The organism is Variovorax ginsengisoli (assembly GCF_030486595.1).
GTDB lineage: Bacteria > Pseudomonadota > Gammaproteobacteria > Burkholderiales > Burkholderiaceae_C > Variovorax > Variovorax ginsengisoli_B.
This window is the reverse complement of the sequence record NZ_JAUJZH010000043.1, coordinates 1-17,978: the sequence shown is the minus strand read 5'-3', so window position 1 is coordinate 17,978 and position 17,978 is coordinate 1. Positions and strand designations below refer to the sequence as shown.

Below are 17,978 nucleotides of genomic sequence, written 5' to 3'. Positions count from 1 at the left end.
GCGGCGACGCAGGGGTTGCTCAACCGGCGGTGCGGCCGCCGACGAGCACCGGCTCGGCGCGGTAGCGATCCGGGAACACCTTCTTCAAGTTCTCGATCTTGGGCAGGTCGTTGAACACGATGTACGGCTGCGTCGGGTTGCGCGTCAGATAGTCCTGGTGGTAGGCCTCCGCCGGGAAGAAGCGCTTCTGCAGTTCGATGGTCGTCGCGATCGGCTGGCCGAAGCTCCTGGCCTTGTCGAGCTGCTCGATATAGGCCTTGGCGATCCTGGCCTGCTCCGCGTTCTGCGCGAAGATCGTCGAGCGGTACTGCGTGCCGTGGTCCGGACCCTGCCGGTTCAGTTCGGTCGGGTTGTGGGCCACCGAGAAATAGATCTGCAGGATGCGCCCGTAGCTGATCTGCTTCGGGTCGTAGGTGATCGCAACCGCTTCGGCATGGCCGGTGCGCCCGGATCCCACCGACTCGTATTTGGCGGTCTTCTCGTCGCCGCCGGCATAGCCGGAGACCGCATTGGTCACGCCCTTCACGTGCTGGAACACGCCCTGCACGCCCCAGAAGCAGCCACCGGCAACGACGGCGGTTTCGGTCGCCGTCGTCGCGGCAGCGGCGTCGTCGGCGGGCACCGGGATCACCACCGCGCTCTCGGCCGCCAGCGACGGGACGACCCGAAAGGCGGCCGCGCCCGCCAGCACGGCGACCGCGCCGAGCGCGGCACGGCGCGAGAAGAAAGCGCCGCCGGCGAAACGCGGCGCAGGGGGGGTCGATGGCTTGTTCATGTGGCGTCATCCTTCGCTGGGTTGGTTGCGTTCGGGAGGCTGTCCCGCTCGATGTGAGTTCGCGAGCCACGGGTTCCCGGTTACACCCATGGCGTGAAAGTTGTCGCGGCCCCGGCTGTAACCGCCGACCGATGCACGACGAACTATGTGTCGGATGCACTGATTTGCAAAGGAACGACCATGCGCCCCCAAGGAAGACGCTTTGCCCTGCTGGCCGGCAGCTCCACGCTTGGGCTGGCGATCGCCAACGCGCTGGGCTGGAGCCCGCGCTCCGCCATCGCGGCGGAGCCGGCGAAGTTCGAGGTGACCCACACCGACGAGGAGTGGCGCAAGCTGCTCACACCCGGCCAGTACGCCGTGCTGCGCAAGGAGGGAACCGAGCGCCCCTATTCCAGTCCGCTGAACGACGAGCACCGTGCCGGTGTCTTCGCCTGCGCCGGCTGCAGCCTCGACGTCTTTTCCTCGAAGACCAAGTTCGACAGCGGAACCGGCTGGCCGAGCTTCTGGCAGCCATTGCCGAACGCCGTCGGCCAGACCGAGGACAAGACCTTCGGCATGGTGCGCACCGCGGTTCACTGCCACCGCTGCGGCGGCCACCTGGGCCATGTGTTCGACGATGGGCCGAAGCCGACCGGGCTGCGCTATTGCATGAACGGGGTGGCGCTCAAGTTCACGCCGGCCGCGGCCTGATCGGCTCCAAAGAAAACTGAAACGCCCGGCTTCATCGCCCCATCTAATGGGGGCAGGAAGCCATGCCACACACCGCCCCCCACCCCATCGCCCCGCAGTCCGCCTCCGACCACGAACTGGCCCTGCGGGCCGCACACGGCGACGCGGCCGCCTTCGAGCGCATCATGCGCCGCCACAACCAGCTGCTGTTCCGCACCGCGCGCAGCATCCTCAAGAGCGACGACGATGCCGAAGACGCACTGCAGGACGCCTACCTCGGTGCCTGGCGCGCGATCGGCAGCTTTCGCGACCACGCGCAGCTCGCCACCTGGCTCAGCCGGATCGTCATCAATGAATCGCTGGGACGCCTGCGCCGGCGCAGCGCGCAGGTGATTCCGCTGGACACCGCCATCGGCGCCGACGATAGCGACGCCCCCTGGATGGCGGACGATCCCGGCGACCGACCCGAAGGACTGGCCATGCGGGACGAGATACGACGACTCATGGAGGCTCGCATCGATCGGCTTCCGGACAGCTATCGCACGGTGTTCATGCTGCGCGCGGTCCAGGAACTGAGCGTGACCGAAACCGCGGCCATGCTGCAGCTTGCGGAAGCCACGGTGCGCACCCGCTTCTTCCGCGCCCGCAGCCTGTTGCGCGAGGGCCTCTCGCGCGATCTCGACGTCGCGCTCGGCGATGCGTTCTCGTTCGACGGTGCGCGCTGTGACCGCATCGTGGCGCACGTGCTCGCTGAAGTTGCCGCCACTGCTCACCCGCCCGTCATCGATCCCAACCTACCAGGAGACTAGCCATGTCGTTCTTTCAAATGCCCGCCCCGATCGCCGCCCGGCGCCTGTTCCTCGGCCAGTCCGGCCTGCTCCTGTCCGGGACCGCGGTCGCGCTGCTGTCCGGGCAGGACGCGCTGGCCGCCAAGTCCGACGGCGCGACGGGCAACGACGTCCAGATCCTCAACACCGCCCTGGGTGCGGAACTCGAGGCGATCGCCGCCTACCAGCTGGGCGCCGAGAGCCAGTTGCTGGAGAAGCCGACGCTCGCGCTGGCGCTGACCTTCCAGGGGCACCACAAGGAGCATGCAGAGTTGCTGGCCAAGACGGTCGCCAAGCTGGGCGGCAAGCCGGCCACGCCCAAGCCGAGCTACGACTTTCCGGTGCAGCAGCTGAAGTCGCAGGCCGACGTGCTGCGCTTCGCCGCCCGCCTCGAGCAGGGCGCGGTGAGCGCCTACCTCGGCGCGGTTCCGTTGTTCGGCAACCCTGATCTCGCCAAGGCCGCTGCCAGCATCCTCGGGGACGAGGCGATGCACTGGGCCGTGCTGCGCCAGGCCATCGGCGAGGCGCCCGTTCCGTCGGCCTTCGTGTCGTGAAGCCCTGCAGCCGATTGGCGGCCAGCCTGCTGGCCGCGTGGATGGGTGCGCCCGCGCAGGCCGCGCCGGACGCGCTGCGCGGCGAACAGGTCTATGCCCGCTGCCAGGCCTGCCATGCGCTGGCCAGCGACCGGGTCGGTCCGCACCACTGCGGCCTGTTCGGTCGGCTGGCCGGAAGCGTGCCCGGCTTCGACTACTCGGAGGCGATGAAGAAGTCCCGCATCGTCTGGAACGACGCCACGCTCGACCGCTTCCTCGCCATGCCCCTGGCGGTGGTGCCCGGCAGCTCGATGACCTATTCCGGGATCGCGGACCCGGCCGAGCGCGCCGACCTGATCGCCTATCTCAAGCAGGCCGACGGCACGCCGGCGTGCGCCGCACTCTCGAAGCCGCAGTCCTGAAGACGCACCGAGAAAAGTCGACCGGCCCCAGCCGACGGCACTCCGCCGGCATCCGTTAAATTCGCTCCTGTCGCGCGTCATGCGCCTGGAGGCAAGGAGCGAGAATGCAAGCTGTGTCGATCCACGTCGTTGACGTGGCCAACGGGGTGGTTGCGGTCGGCATGCGGGTCGAGGTCCTGCGCAGGGAAACCGGCGAACGCGGTCGGGCCGAGCGCTGGGAGCCGCTGGTCGCCGGCAAGGTGGGGCGCAACGGCGTGGTGGACGGCATCGAGGGGCAGGCCCAACTGTTCGACATCGGTGTCTACGAGATGCGACTGCACGTGGGCGACTACTACCGGGCGCGCGGACAGGCGCTTCCCGAGCCGGCCTTCATGGAGGTGCAGTGTTTTCGCTTCGGCCTGGCCGATCCTTCGCAGCACTACCACCTGCCGGTCAAGCTCACCCCCTGGGGGCTTTCCTGCTTTCGCGGCGCCGCCTGAGCTTGCCGGCCAGCTTCAAACAGGCAGCAAGGTCTTGACCTGCTCGAGGATCTGCGCAAGAGGTATCTGCGTGGCCGCCACGCAAATCAGCGGAAGCACCGCCGCAAGGACGATCGGCATGACGCTCTCCAGGGTCACCGGCACCGGAAGCATGCGCTTGATCAGGTCGTAGCCGGCAGCGAAGTCGGCCATCGACGACGGGTCGGGCGAGCCCAGCATCTCTTCAGCCGGCAGTGCCCTGGTCGCCGAAATCCACTTCTTCTCGAAGGCGATGTTGTGCTGGCTGGCCAGTGAGCCGTAGTGCGCCAGACCGGCGTGCTTCAAGGCCACGAGCCGGGGCGCGAAGACCGCGAGGGGCGCGACGAAGGCAATGGCGAAGAAGACGATCATGCCGATCAGGGCGAACTTGAAGCCCATCAGGCTGGCATCGCCGTGCACGACCAGCTTGAGAACCGTGGCGGACACCACCGTGCTTTCGGCCAACACGAACAGGACATAGGTCTTCGGGTACTGCCCCATGAAGGCGAGTCCGCCGCAGCGATCGGGATGCGTCGCGACCAGGCGCATGTCGCAGCGCGCGATCTCATGCAGCATCAAGCCCCATGTCACGAAGCGCCACAGCCAGCGCCCGAGCAGGAACCAGTACAGCGGCAGCGCGACCAGCATGGCCCACCAGCCGGCCAGGGTCGGCTGGAGCGTGCCGTCGACCATGCGCCCGTGCCATGTGCCGCCGGCGGCAGACATCGGGGCCTTCGTGAGCCACAGCCAGGAGAGCAGGTAGGCCAGCACGAGGATCAGGCCTTCGGCCAGCCACGACCCGGTGCGCCTCTCCATGTTCGCGCGGGCCTTGGCAAAGCCGCTTCGCGATGCCGATGGAACGATTCCCCGGTCCTCGAACTGACCGACCAGCTGCGCCATGCGCTGATCCGAGCTCTGCTCCATCAACACGAAAGCCACGATGGCGAACGCGTAGGCATAGGCGCTGTAGTCGAACAGGATGGCGCGCTCCGGATGCGCGTCGATGGCAAAGCCCTGGAACGCGGCCAGGACCAGTGCGGGAATCCACCCCACGGCCACGAACAGCGCGGCACGGCGACCCGCCGCGAGATCGGTGTCGGTCAGCAGGCCGACGCGGCGCTGCCAGCGATAGAACGGACCGTGCCTGTTGAACGAGACGCGCATGCGCTGCCACTCCTGTTGTTCGAGCACAGCACGGCCGTGCCGCCTGCGCGCACCGCGGCTGCCGAGGAAACCGATGTTGGCGGTGAAGGCGCCGGGGTGCAATTGCCCTTTGGTGCAACGCCTCTTCGGAGCGACACCAGCGTGGCCGCTGCGCAAAAGGTTTCGCTCCATCGTGAAAGAAGTGAAACCGGAAGTGGCCGTGCCGCGACTGAGACACACCCGGTTGCGTGTAGGCAGGCCCGCAGACTTGCGCGCACCTATCGTGCTTCACACCACTGGCTCCGGCCGAGGGCTCTCATCAACATCAGCAAAGTGAGGCTTTCATGTTCGTCCGACGCACTTTCGCAGCTTGCTGCGCGCTGGCCCTTCCGTATGGTGCCTGCCTCGCGCAGACCACCTTCGCACCGGATCAGTACTTCGACAACCGCTGGTACATCACGCCGTTCGGCAGCTACGTGCATCCCGACGGCGACCGCAATGCCGACAACGGCTGGGGCGGAGGCTTCTCCATCGGCAAGCCGATCAGCCCGAGTTGGAACATCGAGCTGCGTGGCCAGTACGAGGAACTGGACGGCAACGTCGGCACCAACTTCGGCGTCTTCAACAGCACGAACAAGTACAAGAATTGGAGCGGCACGCTCGACGCGCAGTGGTTCCCCTGGAGCCGCCTGGGTATCAACCGCTGGCAGTCGAACACCGTGCATCCCTATCTCGTGGGCGGCATCGGCGCCATCGACAACAAGGTGGAGCGGGCGTTCGGAATCAACGACAGCCACACGAGTTTCATGGCCAATGCGGGGGTCGGCATCGTCTGGCCGTTTTCCTCCTGGGGCCGCCTGGTGGCAGACGCACGCTATCGCTATGTCGACAACGCCAACAACAGCTTGACTGCCAACCGGCAGAGCATGAACGACTGGCTGTTCTCGGTGGGCCTGCAGATTCCGTTCGGGCCGCCCCCGCAGGTGGCGCGAGCCGCTCCGCCGGCGGCCATGCCGGCACCGATGCCGCCGCCGCCGCCGCCACCGCCGGCTGCGCGCAACTTCGAGCTCAAGGCCGACGGCACCTTCGCCTTCGCCAAGTCGGACCTGACGCCCACCGGCCGCACCCGCATCGACAACACGCTCGCGGAGCTCAAGTCCTCGGGCATCCGGTTGCGCGCGATCTCCATCGTCGGCCACACCGACCCGATCGGCAGCAACGAGTTCAACCAGCGCCTGTCGCTGGCGCGGGCCAACTCCGTGCGCGACTACCTGGTCGCCCAAGGCGTCCCGGCCAACATCATCACGACCGAAGGCCGCAGTTTCTCGGAGTTGAAGGTCACCGAAGCCGATTGCAGGGCCCAGGGCAAGGCGAAGACCCGCACCGCGCTCATCGCCTGCTTCGAGCCGAACCGCCGCGTGGAGATCCGCGCCACGGGCGAGCAGCCGGGCTAGGCGCGCGGCGCCGCCGCTGGTCGAGTGTTGACCAGCGTGCACAGCAGCGCCGTCAGCAGCGCCAGACCGATGTGCCACTTGTAGAGGGCGTCGAAGTCGCCGCGCTGCAGCACGCCGTGGCCGAGCAGCACCACCGTGATCGCGACGCCGATCACGGACCCGATCTGGCGCGTGGCCTGGTTGACCGCGCTGCCGACCGCGTAGTGGGCGGCGGGCAGCTTGCTCACCGCCGCGCCCGACAGCGAGGGCATCACCAGGCCGACACTGGCTCCGCTCAGGAACAGGCCAGGGAGCCACTGCGTCGCATAGGCCGGCTCGGTGCCGGGCACCAGCAGGAACCACAGGCCGGTGGCGGCGAACAGCAAGGCGCCGCCGACCAGGAACGGCCGATGGCCGTAGCGTCCGGCGAGCCGGCCGGTGACGATGGCCACCGGAATCACCATCAGCGGTCCCGGCGCGATCGCCAGGCCGGCGAGTGCCTGGCTGTAGTGCCAGACATTGCTCATGTAGAAGAAGAAGGCGAAGAACATCATCGCGAACGCGATCCCGAACGTGAGCGTCGCGGCATTGACCGCGCTGTAGGTCGGGTGGCGAAACAGCGCCAGGTCGATCAGCGGCGCGCGCACGTTGCGGGCCCAGATGACGAAGCTCACCAGCGCGATCGCGCCCGTCGCCGCGACGGCCGCCAGCTGCCCGCGCGACCAGTACAGCGATTCGGACTCGACGATCGCCAGCGTCAGCGCACCCACGGCAACGATCAGCAGGCTCATTCCGACCCCGTCGATCCGGGTCCGGTGGGCCGATCGCGTCGACTCGGTCAGCAGGTAGGCGCCGCACCAGAGCGACAGGGCCCCGATCGGCAGGTTGATGAAGAAGGCCCAGGGCCAGCCGATGGTCTGGATCACGAAGGAACCCAGGCTCGGCCCGACCGCCGCCGCGAAGCCGCCCACCGCGCCCCACAGGCTGACGGTGACCGCTCGCCTGCTTTGCGGAAAGGCCGCCAGCACGATCGACAGCGACGCCGGCGTCAGCAGCGCGGCGCCAACCGCCTGCAGCACGCGCGCGGCGATCAGCCAGCCGACGCTGCCGGCCAGTCCGCAGGCGGCCGAGGCGGCGATGAACAGCGACACGCCGAGCATGAAGACTCGCTTGCGGCCGTGGGCGTCCGACAGGCCGCCGGCGGGAATCAGCATGGCGGCATAGACCACCGTGTACGCGTTGAGCACCCACGACATCTCGGCCGCGCTGGCGTCCGGGAACCCCGTCCGAAGCGCGCCGAAGGCCGAATACAGCATCGTGCTGTCGAGCGAGACCAGGAAGGCCGCCACGCTGGCGACCCAGAACACCGGCCAGGGCGAGGCCTTGGGTGGATGGGCGGCTGCGGCCGGAGCCGGAGCCGTGGGTGCGGTGGCGAGCGTCATCGTGTCGTCCGTCGGATTCGGCTCGGCGCTCAGGCGCGCGTCGGCAGGTAGCTAGGCGTGGCGGCCGTCAGGCCCTGCTTGACCAGCCGGGTGCGATCGTCGGCCAGCACCTCGTCGAGACCGGCCTCGAGGCCATCGAGGGCGCTCTTGACGATGTCCTCGGGACTGGTCTTCGGGCCCTCGAGTCCGCGCGCCAGGTCGGTGTCGACGAAGGCCATGTGCAGCGCCAGGACCTGCGTGTTCTGGGGCGCCAGTTCGTGGCGCAACGAGTTGGTGAGCGACCAGGCGGCCGATTTGGTCGCCGCATAGCCGGCGAGCTGGCCGCCATTGATCCACGAGACGATCGACAGCACGTTGAGCAGCGCGCCGCCTCCGTTGGCCTTCAGCACCGGCGCGAAGGCCTTGCTCATGCGCAGCATGCCGAAGAAGTTGGTCTCGAACTGGCGCCGCGCGACCTCTTCGCTGTCGGCCGCGAGAAAGCCGCCGACCTGCGCGACACCGGCGTTGTTGATCACCAGCGTCACGTCGCCGGCGCGGGCCACGGCCGCGGCGACCTCGTCGGGCTTCGTGACATCGAGGCGGATGGCCTCGACGCCGGGCTGCGTGACGCTGGACGGATCGCGGGCGCCGGCGTAGACCTTGCGGGCGCCGCGCGCCAGCAGCTCACGGGTGAAGGCCAGGCCGATGCCGCGATTGGCGCCGGTGACGAGGACGGTGGCGTTGCTGATTTTCATGATGGCTTCCTTGGGACGAGTGAAGGTGGTGGGAGGGAACAAACAATATGATTTATGTCATATTAATAGGGGAAGCATGGCGATGGCAGGATGTCGGCAGGGTTCAGTGGGCGGCGGCGGGCGGTTCGTACTGCGCGAGCAGCGACTTGCGCGCATCCGCCAGCACCGCGCGCGCTTCTTCGCCGTCGCCCAGCGCCCGCGCCAGTTGCAGGGCGCCGACCAGGGTGCCGGCCACCGCCGCGGCCGCCGCGCGTGGCGCGTCTGGAAGGGCGCCGCGCACGCCGGCAATCAGGCGCCGTACCCGATGGGCGGAGGCTTCGCGCACGGCCTCGGACTGGCGCGGCATGTCGGAGCCGAGCGCAGCCACGGGGCAGCCGCACGCCAGCGATGCCAGGTTCGAATCCGCCAGGTAGGTCTCGACCAGCGCGCGGAATGCGCTCACGCCCCTGCGAGCGCGCCGTTCGGCGGCGAGGGCCAGGGCCTCGGCGCTCTCGCGGCCCGCTCGTTCGAGTGCCTCGACCAGCAGGGCGTCGCGCGAATCGAAATGGGCATAGAAGCCGCCATGCGTCAGGCCGGCTTCCTTCATGACATCGGCCACGCCCACGCCGGCATAGCCGCGCTCCCTGATCGCACGAGCGGCCACGGCGACGATACGCTCGTGGGTTTCTTCCTTGCGGCTGTTCGGGGTGCGGCTCATGAGGGGCTCGTACCAATCGGGATTAATATGATCGCAATCATATTCTGCCGATTGCCGGTTGTCAATCTGCGCGGCGCCACCGGGCTGGACAAGCGCCGACCCGATCGCTACATTGAAAAACCTCGCCACGTGCCGCGACCAAGGAGCACAGCATGCCGACCATGAAAGCCGCCGTCGTCCACGCCTTCAAGCAGCCGTTGACGATCGACGAGGTCCCCGTTCCCGAGGCCGTGCCGGGCCGCATCGTCGTCAAGGTCATGGCTTCCGGCGTCTGCCACACCGACCTGCACGCCGCCGATGGCGATTGGCCGGTAAAGCCCAGCCCGCCGTTCATTCCGGGCCATGAAGGCGTCGGCTATGTCTCGGCAGTCGGCGCCGGTGTGAAGCATGTCAAGGAGGGCGACCGCGTGGGCATCCCCTGGCTGCACACCGCCTGCGGCCACTGCGAGCATTGCATGACCGGCTGGGAGACGCTGTGCGACGGCCAGCAGATGACCGGCTACACCGTCAACGGCGGCTATGCCGAATACGTGCAGGCCGACCCGGGATATGTCGGCCACCTGCCGTCGAACATCGGCTTTTCGGCCATCGCGCCGGTGCTCTGCGCGGGCGTGACGGTCTACAAGGGCCTGAAGGTGCTCGACTGCAAACCCGGCGACTGGATCGCGATCTCCGGCGTGGGCGGCCTGGGCCACATGGCGGTGCAGTACGCCAAGGCGATGGGCTTCCACGTCGCCGCGGTCGACGTCGACGACGAGAAGCTGGCGCTGGCCAGCAAGGTCGGCGCCGAGCTCGTCGTCAACGCCAGCAAGGTGGACCCGGCGCACGAACTGCAGCGCGCGCTGCGCGGCGCACACGGCGTGCTGGTCACCGCGCCCTCGCGCAAGGCCTTCGACCAGGCCCTGGGCATGATGCACAAGCGCGGCACGATGTCGCTCGTGGGCCTGCCGCCCGGCGAGTTCGGCCTGCCGATCTTCGACGTCGTGCTCAACGCCAAAACCATCAGAGGCTCGATCGTCGGCACCCGCATGGACCTGCAGGAAGCCCTGGCCTTCGCCGGCGATGGCAAGGTGCACACCGTCTACTCCGAAGACACGCTGGAGAACGTCAACGGCATCTTCGATCGCATGCGACAGGGCGCCATCGAAGGGCGCGTCGTGATGAAGCTGGCCGACGGCTGACCGCACGGTGCAGATGGCCTGGCGAATCCGCGCCTCAGGCCGTCGCGCACTCCGCGGGAAACTCCGCCAGCCGGTAGTCGTTGCGGCCCGCGCCCTTGGCCTGGTAGAGCATCTCGTCGGCGGCGAGCATCAGCTGCGTGGCGGTCGCCGCGCTGCCGGCGACATGGAAGGCCACCCCAACGCTGGCGCTGACGTCGACGCGGCAGCCGCTCAGCATGTAGGGCCGGCTCAAGGCGTCGACGATCTTGGCCGCTATGCGTGCCGCGGTCTGGGCGTCAGCCACCTGCCCGACGATCACCGTGAACTCGTCGCCGCCCACGCGGGCGACGAAATCGCGGGCCCGCAGGGCCTGGACCAGCCGGTCGGCCACTTCTCGCAGCAAGGCATCGCCGGTTCCGTGGCCGAACTGGTCATTGACCTGCTTGAAGCGGTCGAGGTCCAGGAACATCAAGGCCGCCACACGGCCTCCCCCCGGCGCCGCCGCCAGCGTTTCCTCGAGCCGCCGGTTGAAGCCGGCGCGGTTGGCCAGCCCTGTGAGCGGATCCTCGTGCGCGAGCTGCAGCAGGCGCTTCTCTTCCTGCTTCTGGCGCGTGACATCGGTCGAGACCGCGTGGAAGCCCGTGAGGACGCTGCCGTCGATGCCGCGCTGGGGAATGTAGTTCGACTCGAAGCAGGCATAGCCGCCGTCGCTGACCAGCTCGCTCTGGAACGTGACCGGCTCCCCTTGCAGGGCCCGGACCACGTGGGCCTCGATGGAATGAAAGCGGCTTCCGAACAGCTCCTTCACCGTCCGGCCGACGATCGCCTCCCGCGGGATGCCGAAGGCACCTTCGTAGGCCCGGTTCACGAACCTGTAGCGCTGCGAGGTGTCGATGAACGCCACCCGCATCGGCAGCGCGTCGGCGATGGTGCGCAATCGCGCCTCGCTCTCGAAGAGCGCGACTTCGGTCGCCTTGGCTTCCGAGATGTCGCGCATGATGCCCGAGAAGCGTTCGATCTTGCCGGCCTTGTCGCGGTGGGCGATGACCATGTGGCTGACCGGAAATACGTCCGCCGGATGGGCGCCGCAGATGTCCGATTCGCCCACCCAGACGCCGCGGGAAACGGCCGTGGGGACGATGGTTTCCCGCAGCCGCAGTAGGGTGGCCGGCGGCATGAAGTCAGCCATCGTGAAATGCGTGACGGGCGCGTCCTGGGCCACGCCGGTGCGCAGGCGCGCCGCCGGATTCATATAGCTCAGGCGGCCATGCTTGTCGAGTTGCACCACGTAGTCGGTGGTCATCTCGAAGATCGCGGTCTGGGTGCGCAGCGCCTGCTCGGCCAGCGTGCGTTCGGTGATGTCGATCAGGGTGCCGACCTGGCCGACCACCCGGCCGGCCGCAACGATCGGCTGCATCTGCAGGGACACCAGCACGCTGCTGCCGTCGGGGCGCCGGATCCAGCGCTTCAACTGGAACGGTTCGTTGCTGGCCACCCGCGCGAGCCATTGCCGCCATGTCTCCTCGCGTTGCGCGGGCCGCACGCACCCGAGCCAGCCATCGGCCGCTTGTGCCCGCTCGATCCCGTGGATGGCCAGGTAGGCATCGTTGACGTCCACCATGTGCCCCCGCTCGTCGCAACGAAACAGGCCGACCGGCGCGGCGTCGGTCAGCGCCGCCTTTTCGCTGCGTTGCGTGCGCAACTCGGTCATCAGCGCATCGAACTCGCGCGCGAGGTCGCCGTACTCGTCGTTCGCGCGCACGTCCAGCGACACCGGCGCGTCGGGATTGCGGCGCAGGTGCCGGATCACCGAATGCAAGGAGCCGAGCGGACGCACCAGCCACAGCGTGCCGGCCCATACCAGGGTGCCGGTCACTGCCGCGAGCAGCAGCATCTGGAGCAGCAGCGCCCGGCGCGCCTTCGCCAGCGGCGCATAGGCGGTCCGGGCCGGCAACACCACATGCACGTTCCAGCCGGTGGCCGCGATCTTCGCGCTGCTTTCGAGGTCACCGGGCTGACGCCATTCGCTGCCGGCGTCCTTGCCTTGCACCGGCTGCAGCACGCGCGCGGGGTCGGGGTGGACGACGTAGACCGGCGACTCGCCGCCGGAGTCGACGATGTAGTAGCCCTCGCCGCTCAGGCGCGCCGCCGCCAGGTTGCCCAGCATGTTCGGCCGATGCAGGTTCAGGCCGCCGCCGAGCACGCCCAGCACGCGGCCGTCGGCGTCCTTGACCGGCACCGCCATGAGCACCGCCGACTTGCCGCTGGTGCGCGCGCTCAGCGGCTGCGAGACCGTGGCGAGCCCGCTGTCGCGGGCGCGCCGGAAGTAGTCGCGGTCGGCCACGCTGACCTCCTTGACGACCGGTGACGGCTCGGCCAGGAGGATGTTGCCCGCGACGTCGATCAGGGCGATGCCGTCGAACATCGGGCGCAGGCCGCTGTTCGCGAGAAACGGCGCACGCCGCCCGGGCTCGGAGAAGGTCGCGGCATCGCCACGCCGCGCTTCCCGCGACAGCGTCGCCAAGTACATCGCGAGCTTGTAGTCCAGGTCCGCGGCGGCGGCTTGCGCGAGGCCGTGGAGCTGCTGGCCGAGCAGCCCCGTGTACCCCTTCGACAACTGCCGGTACTGCCAGGCCGCGGTGGCGCCGACCAGGACCAGCACCAGCGAGGTCGTCAACAGCGCGGCCCGGGTGGGCAGGTTCAGTCGCGTGCGCTTCATGACGCCGCGTCCCATGCGATCGGCGGCAGGGTCGCGATGACGGGCCGGGAGAACAGGTAGCCCTGGAACAGCTTGACGCCGATGCCGCGCAACGCGCGCAGCTCTTCGCGCGTCTCGATGCCCTCGGCGACGACGCGCGCGCGCAGCTCGCCGCAGGTCTGCACGAAGCCGCGCACGATGGCCAGGCGCACCGGGTCGGCATCGACGCCCCGCACCAGGCTCATGTCGACCTTCACGATGTCGGGCTGGAAGCCCGCTAGCAGCTCGAAGCCCGCGTAGGCAGCGCCGAAGTCGTCGATCGCCGAGGTGAAGCCGTAGCGCTTGAAGGTCTTGAACGACGCCGCCAGGCCGGGCAGGTTCCGCACCCGTTCGCCCTCCGTGAGTTCGAACATCAGCTGTTCGACCGGGAAGCCGAAGCGCGCCGCAGCGGCCATCGCGCTGCGAAAGCACTGCTCCTGGCCGGCCACGTCGTTGGGCATGACGTTGAGGCTCAGCTTGGCCCGCATGCCCAGCCCGGCCGCCAGTTCGATGGCGCGCATGCGGCAGGCCTCGTGGAACGCGAAGCGCTGCTCGGGGCCGACCTGTCCCAGCACCTCGAGCGCGCCCTCCCCCTCGAGCCCCCGCACCAGCGCCTCATAGGCGAAGACCGCGCGCTGGTCGGCGTCCACGATGGGCTGGAACGCCATGGTGAAGGCGGGGAGGGTGGGGAAAGCCATCTCTCCTCTATCGGCGCCCGGCGCCGAAACTTGAGCGCGGGGCGCCGCGCCCTCAGAAGGCGTACTCCCCGACCACCCGCCGCACCGCCCTCAAGGCACTGTCCAGGCTGTCGAGCGCGACCGAACCGAGCGCCAGCCGCAGGGCGTGCGGCACCTGCCGCGAGGTCGCAAAGGGCTCGGCCGTCGACACCGAAACCCCTTCGCGCATCAGCGCCGTCGCGACCCGGTCGGCGCGGACCTCTTCGGGCAGCGGCAGCCAGGCGAAGTACGACGACGGATGGCGCACGCAGCGCAGGCCGGCGAGCGCGGCGCCGGCCATCGACTGGCGCCGCGCGGCGTCCTGTCGCTTCTCGGCTTCGAGCCGGCCGACCGTGCCGTCCTCCAGCCAGCCGCAGGCGATCGCCGTCGTCACGCCCGGCGCGCACAAGGTGGTGGCCCGGATCGCGCGCTCGATCCTCGGCACCCAGGCCTGGGGCGCGACGACGAAGCCCACGCGCAGCCCGGTCGCCACGCTCTTTGACAGGCCCGAGACATAGACCGTGTGGTCCGGCGCCAGCATCGCCATCGGCGGCGGCGCGTTGTCGGCCAGGAAGGCATAGGCCGCGTCCTCGATGACGAGCAGGCCGTGCTGCCGGACGATCGCGGCCAGGCGGCGGCGACGGGTCGCGCTCATCACCCAGCCGAGCGGGTTGTGCAGGGTCGGCATCGTGTAGACGGCCCGAACCCGACGCCGGGCGCAGAGGCGCTCCAGCGCGTCGAGGTCGGGCCCCTGCCCCGCGGCCGGAACGGGCGCCAGTTCCAGCCGCTGGGCCTCGGCCAGGACCTTGAATCCAGGGTAGGTCAGGGCGTCGACCGCGACCACGTCGCCCGGTTGCAGCAGCGCCATGACCGTCACCGCCAGGCCGTGCTGCGCGCCGTCCACGATCAGTACCGACGACGCCTCGGCCGCCAGCCCCCGCGACGCGAGGTGCCGGGCGACGCAGGCGCGCTCGTGCATGCGCCCGCCATGGGGCGCATAGCGCAGCATCGCTTCCAGATCGCCGCCGGCTGCGATCTGCCGCAGGGCAGCGCGCAGCAGTTCGGCTTGTCCCGGCAGCGACGGGTAGTTGAAGTTCAGGTCCACCAGGCCCGCCGCCACGGCCTGCTGGTCGACGCCCTGGCCGTAGGGAAGCGCCGCCTCGCGAACGAAGGTGCCACGCCCGACCTCGCCGCTGACCAGGCCCATGGCCTCGAGCTCGGCATACACGCGCGACGCCGTGACCAGGGCCAGGCCGTGGCGCTCGGCCAGCCGGCGATGAGTGGGCAGGCGCGTACCCGGCGGAAGACGCCCGGTGCGGATCTCGACCGCGAGTTCATCGACCAGCTGCTTGTATCGGGCTTCGGCCATCGCTCGGTGTATTCATGACAATTCTTTGATTGTATTGATCGCTGCGCCTACGATGGCAACACCATGCACATTGCCATCCTCACCTTCGACGGCTTCAACGAACTGGATTCGCTGATCGCCCTGGGCGTCCTGAACCGGATCAAGAAGCCTGGTTGGCGCGTGACGCTGTGTTGCCCGACGGCGGAAGTCACGTCCATGAACGGCGTCACCGTGCGCGCCCAGTCGTCGCTGGCGGACGCTCGAGATGCGGATGCCGTCGTCGTCGGCAGCGGCGTGCGGACACGGGAAGTCGTCGACGACTCCGTGCTGATGGGGCGCCTGGCCCTCGACCCCGGCCGGCAGCTGGTCGCGGCCCAGTGTTCCGGCACCTTGATCCTGGCCAGGCTCGGCCTGCTCGGCAGCGTGCCGGCATGCACCGACCTGACCACCAGGCCCTGGGTGCAGGCGGCCGGCGTCGAAGTCCTGAACCAGCCCTTCCATGCAAGCGGCAACGTCGCCACCGCGGGTGGCTGCCTGGCCTCGCCCTACCTTGCGGCCTGGATCATCGCCCGTACCGAAGGACCCGAGGCCGCGAGGGCGGCGCTGCACTACGTGGCGCCTGTGGGCGAGAAGGAAGCGTACGTCGCCAATGCCTTCAGGCAGATCGCACCGTACCTGCCGCAATAGGGCTCAGCCCCGGGGCTTTCTCCACGCCCCACCACCCGCTGGATCGAAACCGACTTCGCGAACACGCTGGCCGCGGCGGTGCGGCCCGAGCCTTTGGCGGACGTGGCGCTCGTGCGGACGGCGGTCGAGATCGACGGCCGCCGGATGGCGCTGGGCCTGCCGGCCGCGCCGAGCAGGTCGGACTCAGGCCGTCCGCTCGACCCATCGAGCGCGCCAGGCGGGATCTTGCCTGAGTCGAATCTTCACCGAGTTCCTGCAGCCGCTGACTCGTCGTCGATCGCCTTGCGCACCGCCTTGTAGAAGTCCTCTCGCGCCACGCTGTCGGCACGGTCGTTGGCCCCGCCCGCCCAGTCACCGTTGGAGGCGATCACCAGCCTGCGCTTCGGATCGATGAAGATGCCCTGGCCGAAGATGCCGCGCGCCGCGAAGCTGCCGTCGTCGTAGGTCCACCACTGGAAGCCGTAGCCTCGGCCCGGCTGCCCGATGTCGGCCTGTCGCGTGGTGGCCTCGGCCAGCCAGCCGTCCGCCACCACGGGCTGCCCGCCGGCACGCGCGCCGTCGAGGACGAACTGCCCGAAGCGCGCGAAGTCGCGCGTGGCCGCCTGGATGCAGCAGCCGCTGATCTCCTGGCCGGTGCGGCTCAGGAGCCAGGTCGCCTGCTGCTCCATGCCGGCCGGCACCCAGATCTTCTCCGACAGGTAGCTGGCCAGCGGCTTGCCCGTCGCCCGCGCGACCAGCACGCCCACCAGGTTGGTCTCGCCGGTGCTGTAGTTCCAGCGCGTGCCGGGCGGCACTGCCCGCGGCAGCTTGCGCAGGTAGCTCACGAGCGCATCGACGCCTTCCTCGGGCTGGTGGTTGTTGAAGCGCGCCACGTCCGAGTCCGGATCGGCGTAGTCCTCGTTCCAGCGCACGCCCGAGGTCATGGTCAGCAGCTGGCGGATGCTGACCTCGTCATAGGCCGAGCCCTTCATCTCCTGGATGTAGTCGCTGACCTTGTCGTCGAGGCTGCGGATCTTGCCGTCGCGCACGGCGGCGCCGAGCAGCGTGGAAGTGATGGACTTCGCCACCGAGAAGCTGGTCCAGCGCCCGTCGCGGTCGAAGCCCAGGCCATAGCGCTCCAGGCGCAGCCTGCCGTCATGGAGGATCAGCAGTGCGGCACTCCTTTGCTGGGCCATGTAGGCATCGACATCCAGCGGCAGGGCCAGTGGCGGGCCCGGCGGCAACGGCGAGGGCTTGCCGCCAGCGGCGACGACATGGGCCTTGGCCAGCACCGGCAGGCGATCGAGGGCCCGGAAGGCGGCGTCGCGCTGCGGCTGGCTCCAGAACAGCAGGTCGCGGTCGGTCGGCAGCGTGGCGAGCAGCCCGCGCGTTTCCTTGTCCAGGCTGAACCAGCCCGCGGTTCCGGCGATGGCGGCGACCGCGAGCGCGCCGAGGATGATCTTGCCGAGCTTCATGCTTCGACCCGCTGAAGTGATGATGTGCAGCGCATTGGACAGCAATCCGGACGCACCGGACAAGCGCGGCCCTCGGGCCTTCCCCGCCCTGCCCCCCCTCCGCCAAGGAGGGGTATCCAAATCGCCCCCCCTTCCAGAATTCCGCCTGTCCCGCAAGCGCACCGGGTGGTCGAGGCTGGCCCTCGCCAGCGCTCGATCGCTTCACTTCCTTGCCCTATTTCCAACACCGCAGAGACCCCATGAAGAAAACCCTGATCGCCCTGACCGTCCTCGCCGCCGGCGGCGCTTCCGCCCAGTCCTCCGTCACGTTGTTCGGCGTCGTCGACGCCACGGTCAGCGGCTATTCGAACAAGGCCGAGACGCCGTTCGGCGTCGGCGTCACGACCAGCAGCACCGGGCAGAACAGCTCGGGCTACACCGGCAGCCGCGTGGGCTTCCGCGGCACCGAGGACCTCGGCGGCGGTGCCGCTGCCAGCTTCTGGCTCGAGGCCGGGATACTCAACGACACCGGCAACGGCGTCACCCCCAGCGGCGGCCTGGCCTTCAACCGCCGCTCCACGGTCAGCCTGTCGGGCGCCCTGGGCGAGGTCCGCCTCGGCCGGGACTACACGCCCACCTTCTGGAACGACGCCGTGATGGATCCGTTCACCTCCAACGGCGTGGGCATCAACCTGATCGCCACCGCGAGCGGCTTCAACACCCCG

Annotated in this window: 18 protein-coding genes; 9 read left to right on the top strand and 9 right to left on the bottom strand. The window is 69.1% G+C overall.

Going from position 1 to position 17,978, the window contains the following annotated elements; translation table 11 throughout:
• Positions 1 to 19: 19 nt before the first annotated feature.
• Entirely contained in the window at positions 20 to 775 is a 756-nt protein-coding gene (gene msrA / locus QZH52_RS35435) for a peptide-methionine (S)-S-oxide reductase MsrA (RefSeq protein ID WP_301815994.1), read from the bottom strand.
• Between the two features lie 180 nt (positions 776 to 955).
• On the opposite strand from msrA, the gene msrB reads away from it, so the two are divergent.
• The 5 genes from msrB to QZH52_RS35410 all read left to right on the top strand — a co-directional run bounded on the left by msrB (position 956) and on the right by QZH52_RS35410 (position 3,705).
• Positions 956 to 1,465, top strand: coding sequence for a peptide-methionine (R)-S-oxide reductase MsrB (msrB, locus tag QZH52_RS35430; protein ID WP_301815993.1), 510 nt, complete (start codon positions 956 to 958; stop codon positions 1,463 to 1,465).
• A 62-nt stretch (positions 1,466 to 1,527) separates the two neighbouring features.
• Positions 1,528 to 2,253 carry an RNA polymerase sigma factor gene (locus QZH52_RS35425; protein WP_301815992.1) on the top strand — a complete coding sequence of 242 codons (726 nt, stop codon included), beginning with the start codon at positions 1,528 to 1,530 and terminating at the stop codon, positions 2,251 to 2,253.
• A gap of 2 nt (positions 2,254 to 2,255) precedes the next feature.
• Positions 2,256 to 2,825, top strand: coding sequence for a ferritin-like domain-containing protein (locus QZH52_RS35420; RefSeq protein ID WP_301815991.1), 570 nt, complete (start codon positions 2,256 to 2,258; stop codon positions 2,823 to 2,825).
• 41 nt (positions 2,826 to 2,866) lie between these two features.
• The gene (locus QZH52_RS35415; protein WP_301816022.1) at positions 2,867 to 3,226 is read left to right on the top strand and encodes a c-type cytochrome; all 360 of its coding nucleotides are present in this window, start codon (positions 2,867 to 2,869) and stop codon (positions 3,224 to 3,226) included.
• Positions 3,227 to 3,330: 104 nt separating this feature from the next.
• A complete protein-coding gene (locus tag QZH52_RS35410; protein WP_301815990.1) occupies positions 3,331 to 3,705 on the top strand; it encodes a hydroxyisourate hydrolase in 375 nt (124 codons plus the stop codon).
• A gap of 15 nt (positions 3,706 to 3,720) precedes the next feature.
• Here the strand turns inward: QZH52_RS35410 and QZH52_RS35405 are convergent, their stop codons facing one another.
• Positions 3,721 to 4,887, bottom strand: coding sequence for a hypothetical protein (locus tag QZH52_RS35405; protein WP_301815989.1), 1,167 nt, complete (start codon positions 4,885 to 4,887; stop codon positions 3,721 to 3,723).
• Positions 4,888 to 5,210: 323 nt separating this feature from the next.
• Between QZH52_RS35405 and QZH52_RS35400 the strand changes: the two genes are divergently transcribed.
• Positions 5,211 to 6,320: an OmpA family protein gene (locus QZH52_RS35400; RefSeq protein ID WP_301815988.1), complete on the top strand. Its 1,110-nt coding sequence runs from the start codon at positions 5,211 to 5,213 to the stop codon at positions 6,318 to 6,320.
• On the opposite strand, the gene QZH52_RS35395 is transcribed toward QZH52_RS35400, so the two are convergent.
• The 3 genes from QZH52_RS35395 to QZH52_RS35385 form a co-directional block, all read right to left on the bottom strand.
• The gene (locus tag QZH52_RS35395; RefSeq protein WP_301815987.1) at positions 6,317 to 7,741 is read right to left on the bottom strand and encodes an MFS transporter; all 1,425 of its coding nucleotides are present in this window, start codon (positions 7,739 to 7,741) and stop codon (positions 6,317 to 6,319) included. The genes QZH52_RS35400 and QZH52_RS35395 overlap by 4 nt on opposite strands.
• A gap of 29 nt (positions 7,742 to 7,770) precedes the next feature.
• Positions 7,771 to 8,475, bottom strand: a complete 705-nt coding sequence (locus QZH52_RS35390) for an SDR family oxidoreductase (RefSeq protein ID WP_286520592.1) — start codon at positions 8,473 to 8,475, stop codon at positions 7,771 to 7,773.
• 103 nt (positions 8,476 to 8,578) lie between these two features.
• On the bottom strand, positions 8,579 to 9,172 hold the full coding sequence (locus QZH52_RS35385) for a TetR/AcrR family transcriptional regulator (RefSeq protein WP_301815986.1): 594 nt from the start codon (positions 9,170 to 9,172) through the stop codon (positions 8,579 to 8,581).
• Between the two features lie 152 nt (positions 9,173 to 9,324).
• On the opposite strand from QZH52_RS35385, the gene QZH52_RS35380 reads away from it, so the two are divergent.
• Positions 9,325 to 10,353, top strand: a complete 1,029-nt coding sequence (locus QZH52_RS35380; protein ID WP_301815985.1) for a zinc-dependent alcohol dehydrogenase — start codon at positions 9,325 to 9,327, stop codon at positions 10,351 to 10,353.
• A 34-nt stretch (positions 10,354 to 10,387) separates the two neighbouring features.
• Here the strand turns inward: QZH52_RS35380 and QZH52_RS35375 are convergent, their stop codons facing one another.
• The 3 genes from QZH52_RS35375 to QZH52_RS35365 are packed head-to-tail and all read right to left on the bottom strand — an operon-like array spanning position 10,388 to position 15,154.
• Positions 10,388 to 13,051, bottom strand: a complete 2,664-nt coding sequence (locus QZH52_RS35375) for a diguanylate cyclase domain-containing protein (protein WP_301815984.1) — start codon at positions 13,049 to 13,051, stop codon at positions 10,388 to 10,390.
• Complete coding sequence (locus QZH52_RS35370; protein WP_301815983.1) at positions 13,048 to 13,767, bottom strand: EAL domain-containing protein; 720 nt, start codon at positions 13,765 to 13,767, stop codon at positions 13,048 to 13,050. The genes QZH52_RS35375 and QZH52_RS35370 overlap by 4 nt, the downstream gene beginning before the upstream one ends.
• Positions 13,768 to 13,819: 52 nt before the next feature.
• Entirely contained in the window at positions 13,820 to 15,154 is a 1,335-nt protein-coding gene (locus tag QZH52_RS35365) for an aminotransferase-like domain-containing protein (RefSeq protein WP_301815982.1), read from the bottom strand.
• 63 nt (positions 15,155 to 15,217) lie between these two features.
• Between QZH52_RS35365 and QZH52_RS35360 the strand changes: the two genes are divergently transcribed.
• A complete protein-coding gene (locus tag QZH52_RS35360; RefSeq protein ID WP_301815981.1) occupies positions 15,218 to 15,820 on the top strand; it encodes a DJ-1/PfpI family protein in 603 nt (200 codons plus the stop codon).
• Positions 15,821 to 16,062: 242 nt separating this feature from the next.
• On the opposite strand, the gene QZH52_RS35355 is transcribed toward QZH52_RS35360, so the two are convergent.
• On the bottom strand, positions 16,063 to 17,337 hold the full coding sequence (locus QZH52_RS35355; protein WP_301815980.1) for a serine hydrolase domain-containing protein: 1,275 nt from the start codon (positions 17,335 to 17,337) through the stop codon (positions 16,063 to 16,065).
• Between the two features lie 176 nt (positions 17,338 to 17,513).
• Here QZH52_RS35355 and QZH52_RS35350 point away from each other — a divergent pair.
• The coding region (locus QZH52_RS35350; RefSeq protein WP_301815979.1) for a porin at positions 17,514 to 17,978 on the top strand (465 nt) is incomplete at its 3' end.

What these genes read in the sequence shown, in the direction of transcription:
- msrA (WP_301815994.1), bottom strand. Translation starts at nt 775, where the DNA reads ATGAACAAGCCATCGACCCCCCCTGCGCCGCGTTTCGCCGGCGGCGCT.
- msrB (WP_301815993.1), top strand. Translation starts at nt 956, where the DNA reads ATGCGCCCCCAAGGAAGACGCTTTGCCCTGCTGGCCGGCAGCTCCACG.
- QZH52_RS35425 (WP_301815992.1), top strand. Translation starts at nt 1,528, where the DNA reads ATGCCACACACCGCCCCCCACCCCATCGCCCCGCAGTCCGCCTCCGAC.
- QZH52_RS35420 (WP_301815991.1), top strand. Translation starts at nt 2,256, where the DNA reads ATGTCGTTCTTTCAAATGCCCGCCCCGATCGCCGCCCGGCGCCTGTTC.
- QZH52_RS35415 (WP_301816022.1), top strand. Translation starts at nt 2,867, where the DNA reads ATGGGTGCGCCCGCGCAGGCCGCGCCGGACGCGCTGCGCGGCGAACAG.
- QZH52_RS35410 (WP_301815990.1), top strand. Translation starts at nt 3,331, where the DNA reads ATGCAAGCTGTGTCGATCCACGTCGTTGACGTGGCCAACGGGGTGGTT.
- QZH52_RS35405 (WP_301815989.1), bottom strand. Translation starts at nt 4,887, where the DNA reads ATGCGCGTCTCGTTCAACAGGCACGGTCCGTTCTATCGCTGGCAGCGC.
- QZH52_RS35400 (WP_301815988.1), top strand. Translation starts at nt 5,211, where the DNA reads ATGTTCGTCCGACGCACTTTCGCAGCTTGCTGCGCGCTGGCCCTTCCG.
- QZH52_RS35395 (WP_301815987.1), bottom strand. Translation starts at nt 7,741, where the DNA reads ATGACGCTCGCCACCGCACCCACGGCTCCGGCTCCGGCCGCAGCCGCC.
- QZH52_RS35390 (WP_286520592.1), bottom strand. Translation starts at nt 8,475, where the DNA reads ATGAAAATCAGCAACGCCACCGTCCTCGTCACCGGCGCCAATCGCGGC.
- QZH52_RS35385 (WP_301815986.1), bottom strand. Translation starts at nt 9,172, where the DNA reads ATGAGCCGCACCCCGAACAGCCGCAAGGAAGAAACCCACGAGCGTATC.
- QZH52_RS35380 (WP_301815985.1), top strand. Translation starts at nt 9,325, where the DNA reads ATGCCGACCATGAAAGCCGCCGTCGTCCACGCCTTCAAGCAGCCGTTG.
- QZH52_RS35375 (WP_301815984.1), bottom strand. Translation starts at nt 13,051, where the DNA reads ATGAAGCGCACGCGACTGAACCTGCCCACCCGGGCCGCGCTGTTGACG.
- QZH52_RS35370 (WP_301815983.1), bottom strand. Translation starts at nt 13,767, where the DNA reads ATGGCTTTCCCCACCCTCCCCGCCTTCACCATGGCGTTCCAGCCCATC.
- QZH52_RS35365 (WP_301815982.1), bottom strand. Translation starts at nt 15,154, where the DNA reads ATGGCCGAAGCCCGATACAAGCAGCTGGTCGATGAACTCGCGGTCGAG.
- QZH52_RS35360 (WP_301815981.1), top strand. Translation starts at nt 15,218, where the DNA reads ATGCACATTGCCATCCTCACCTTCGACGGCTTCAACGAACTGGATTCG.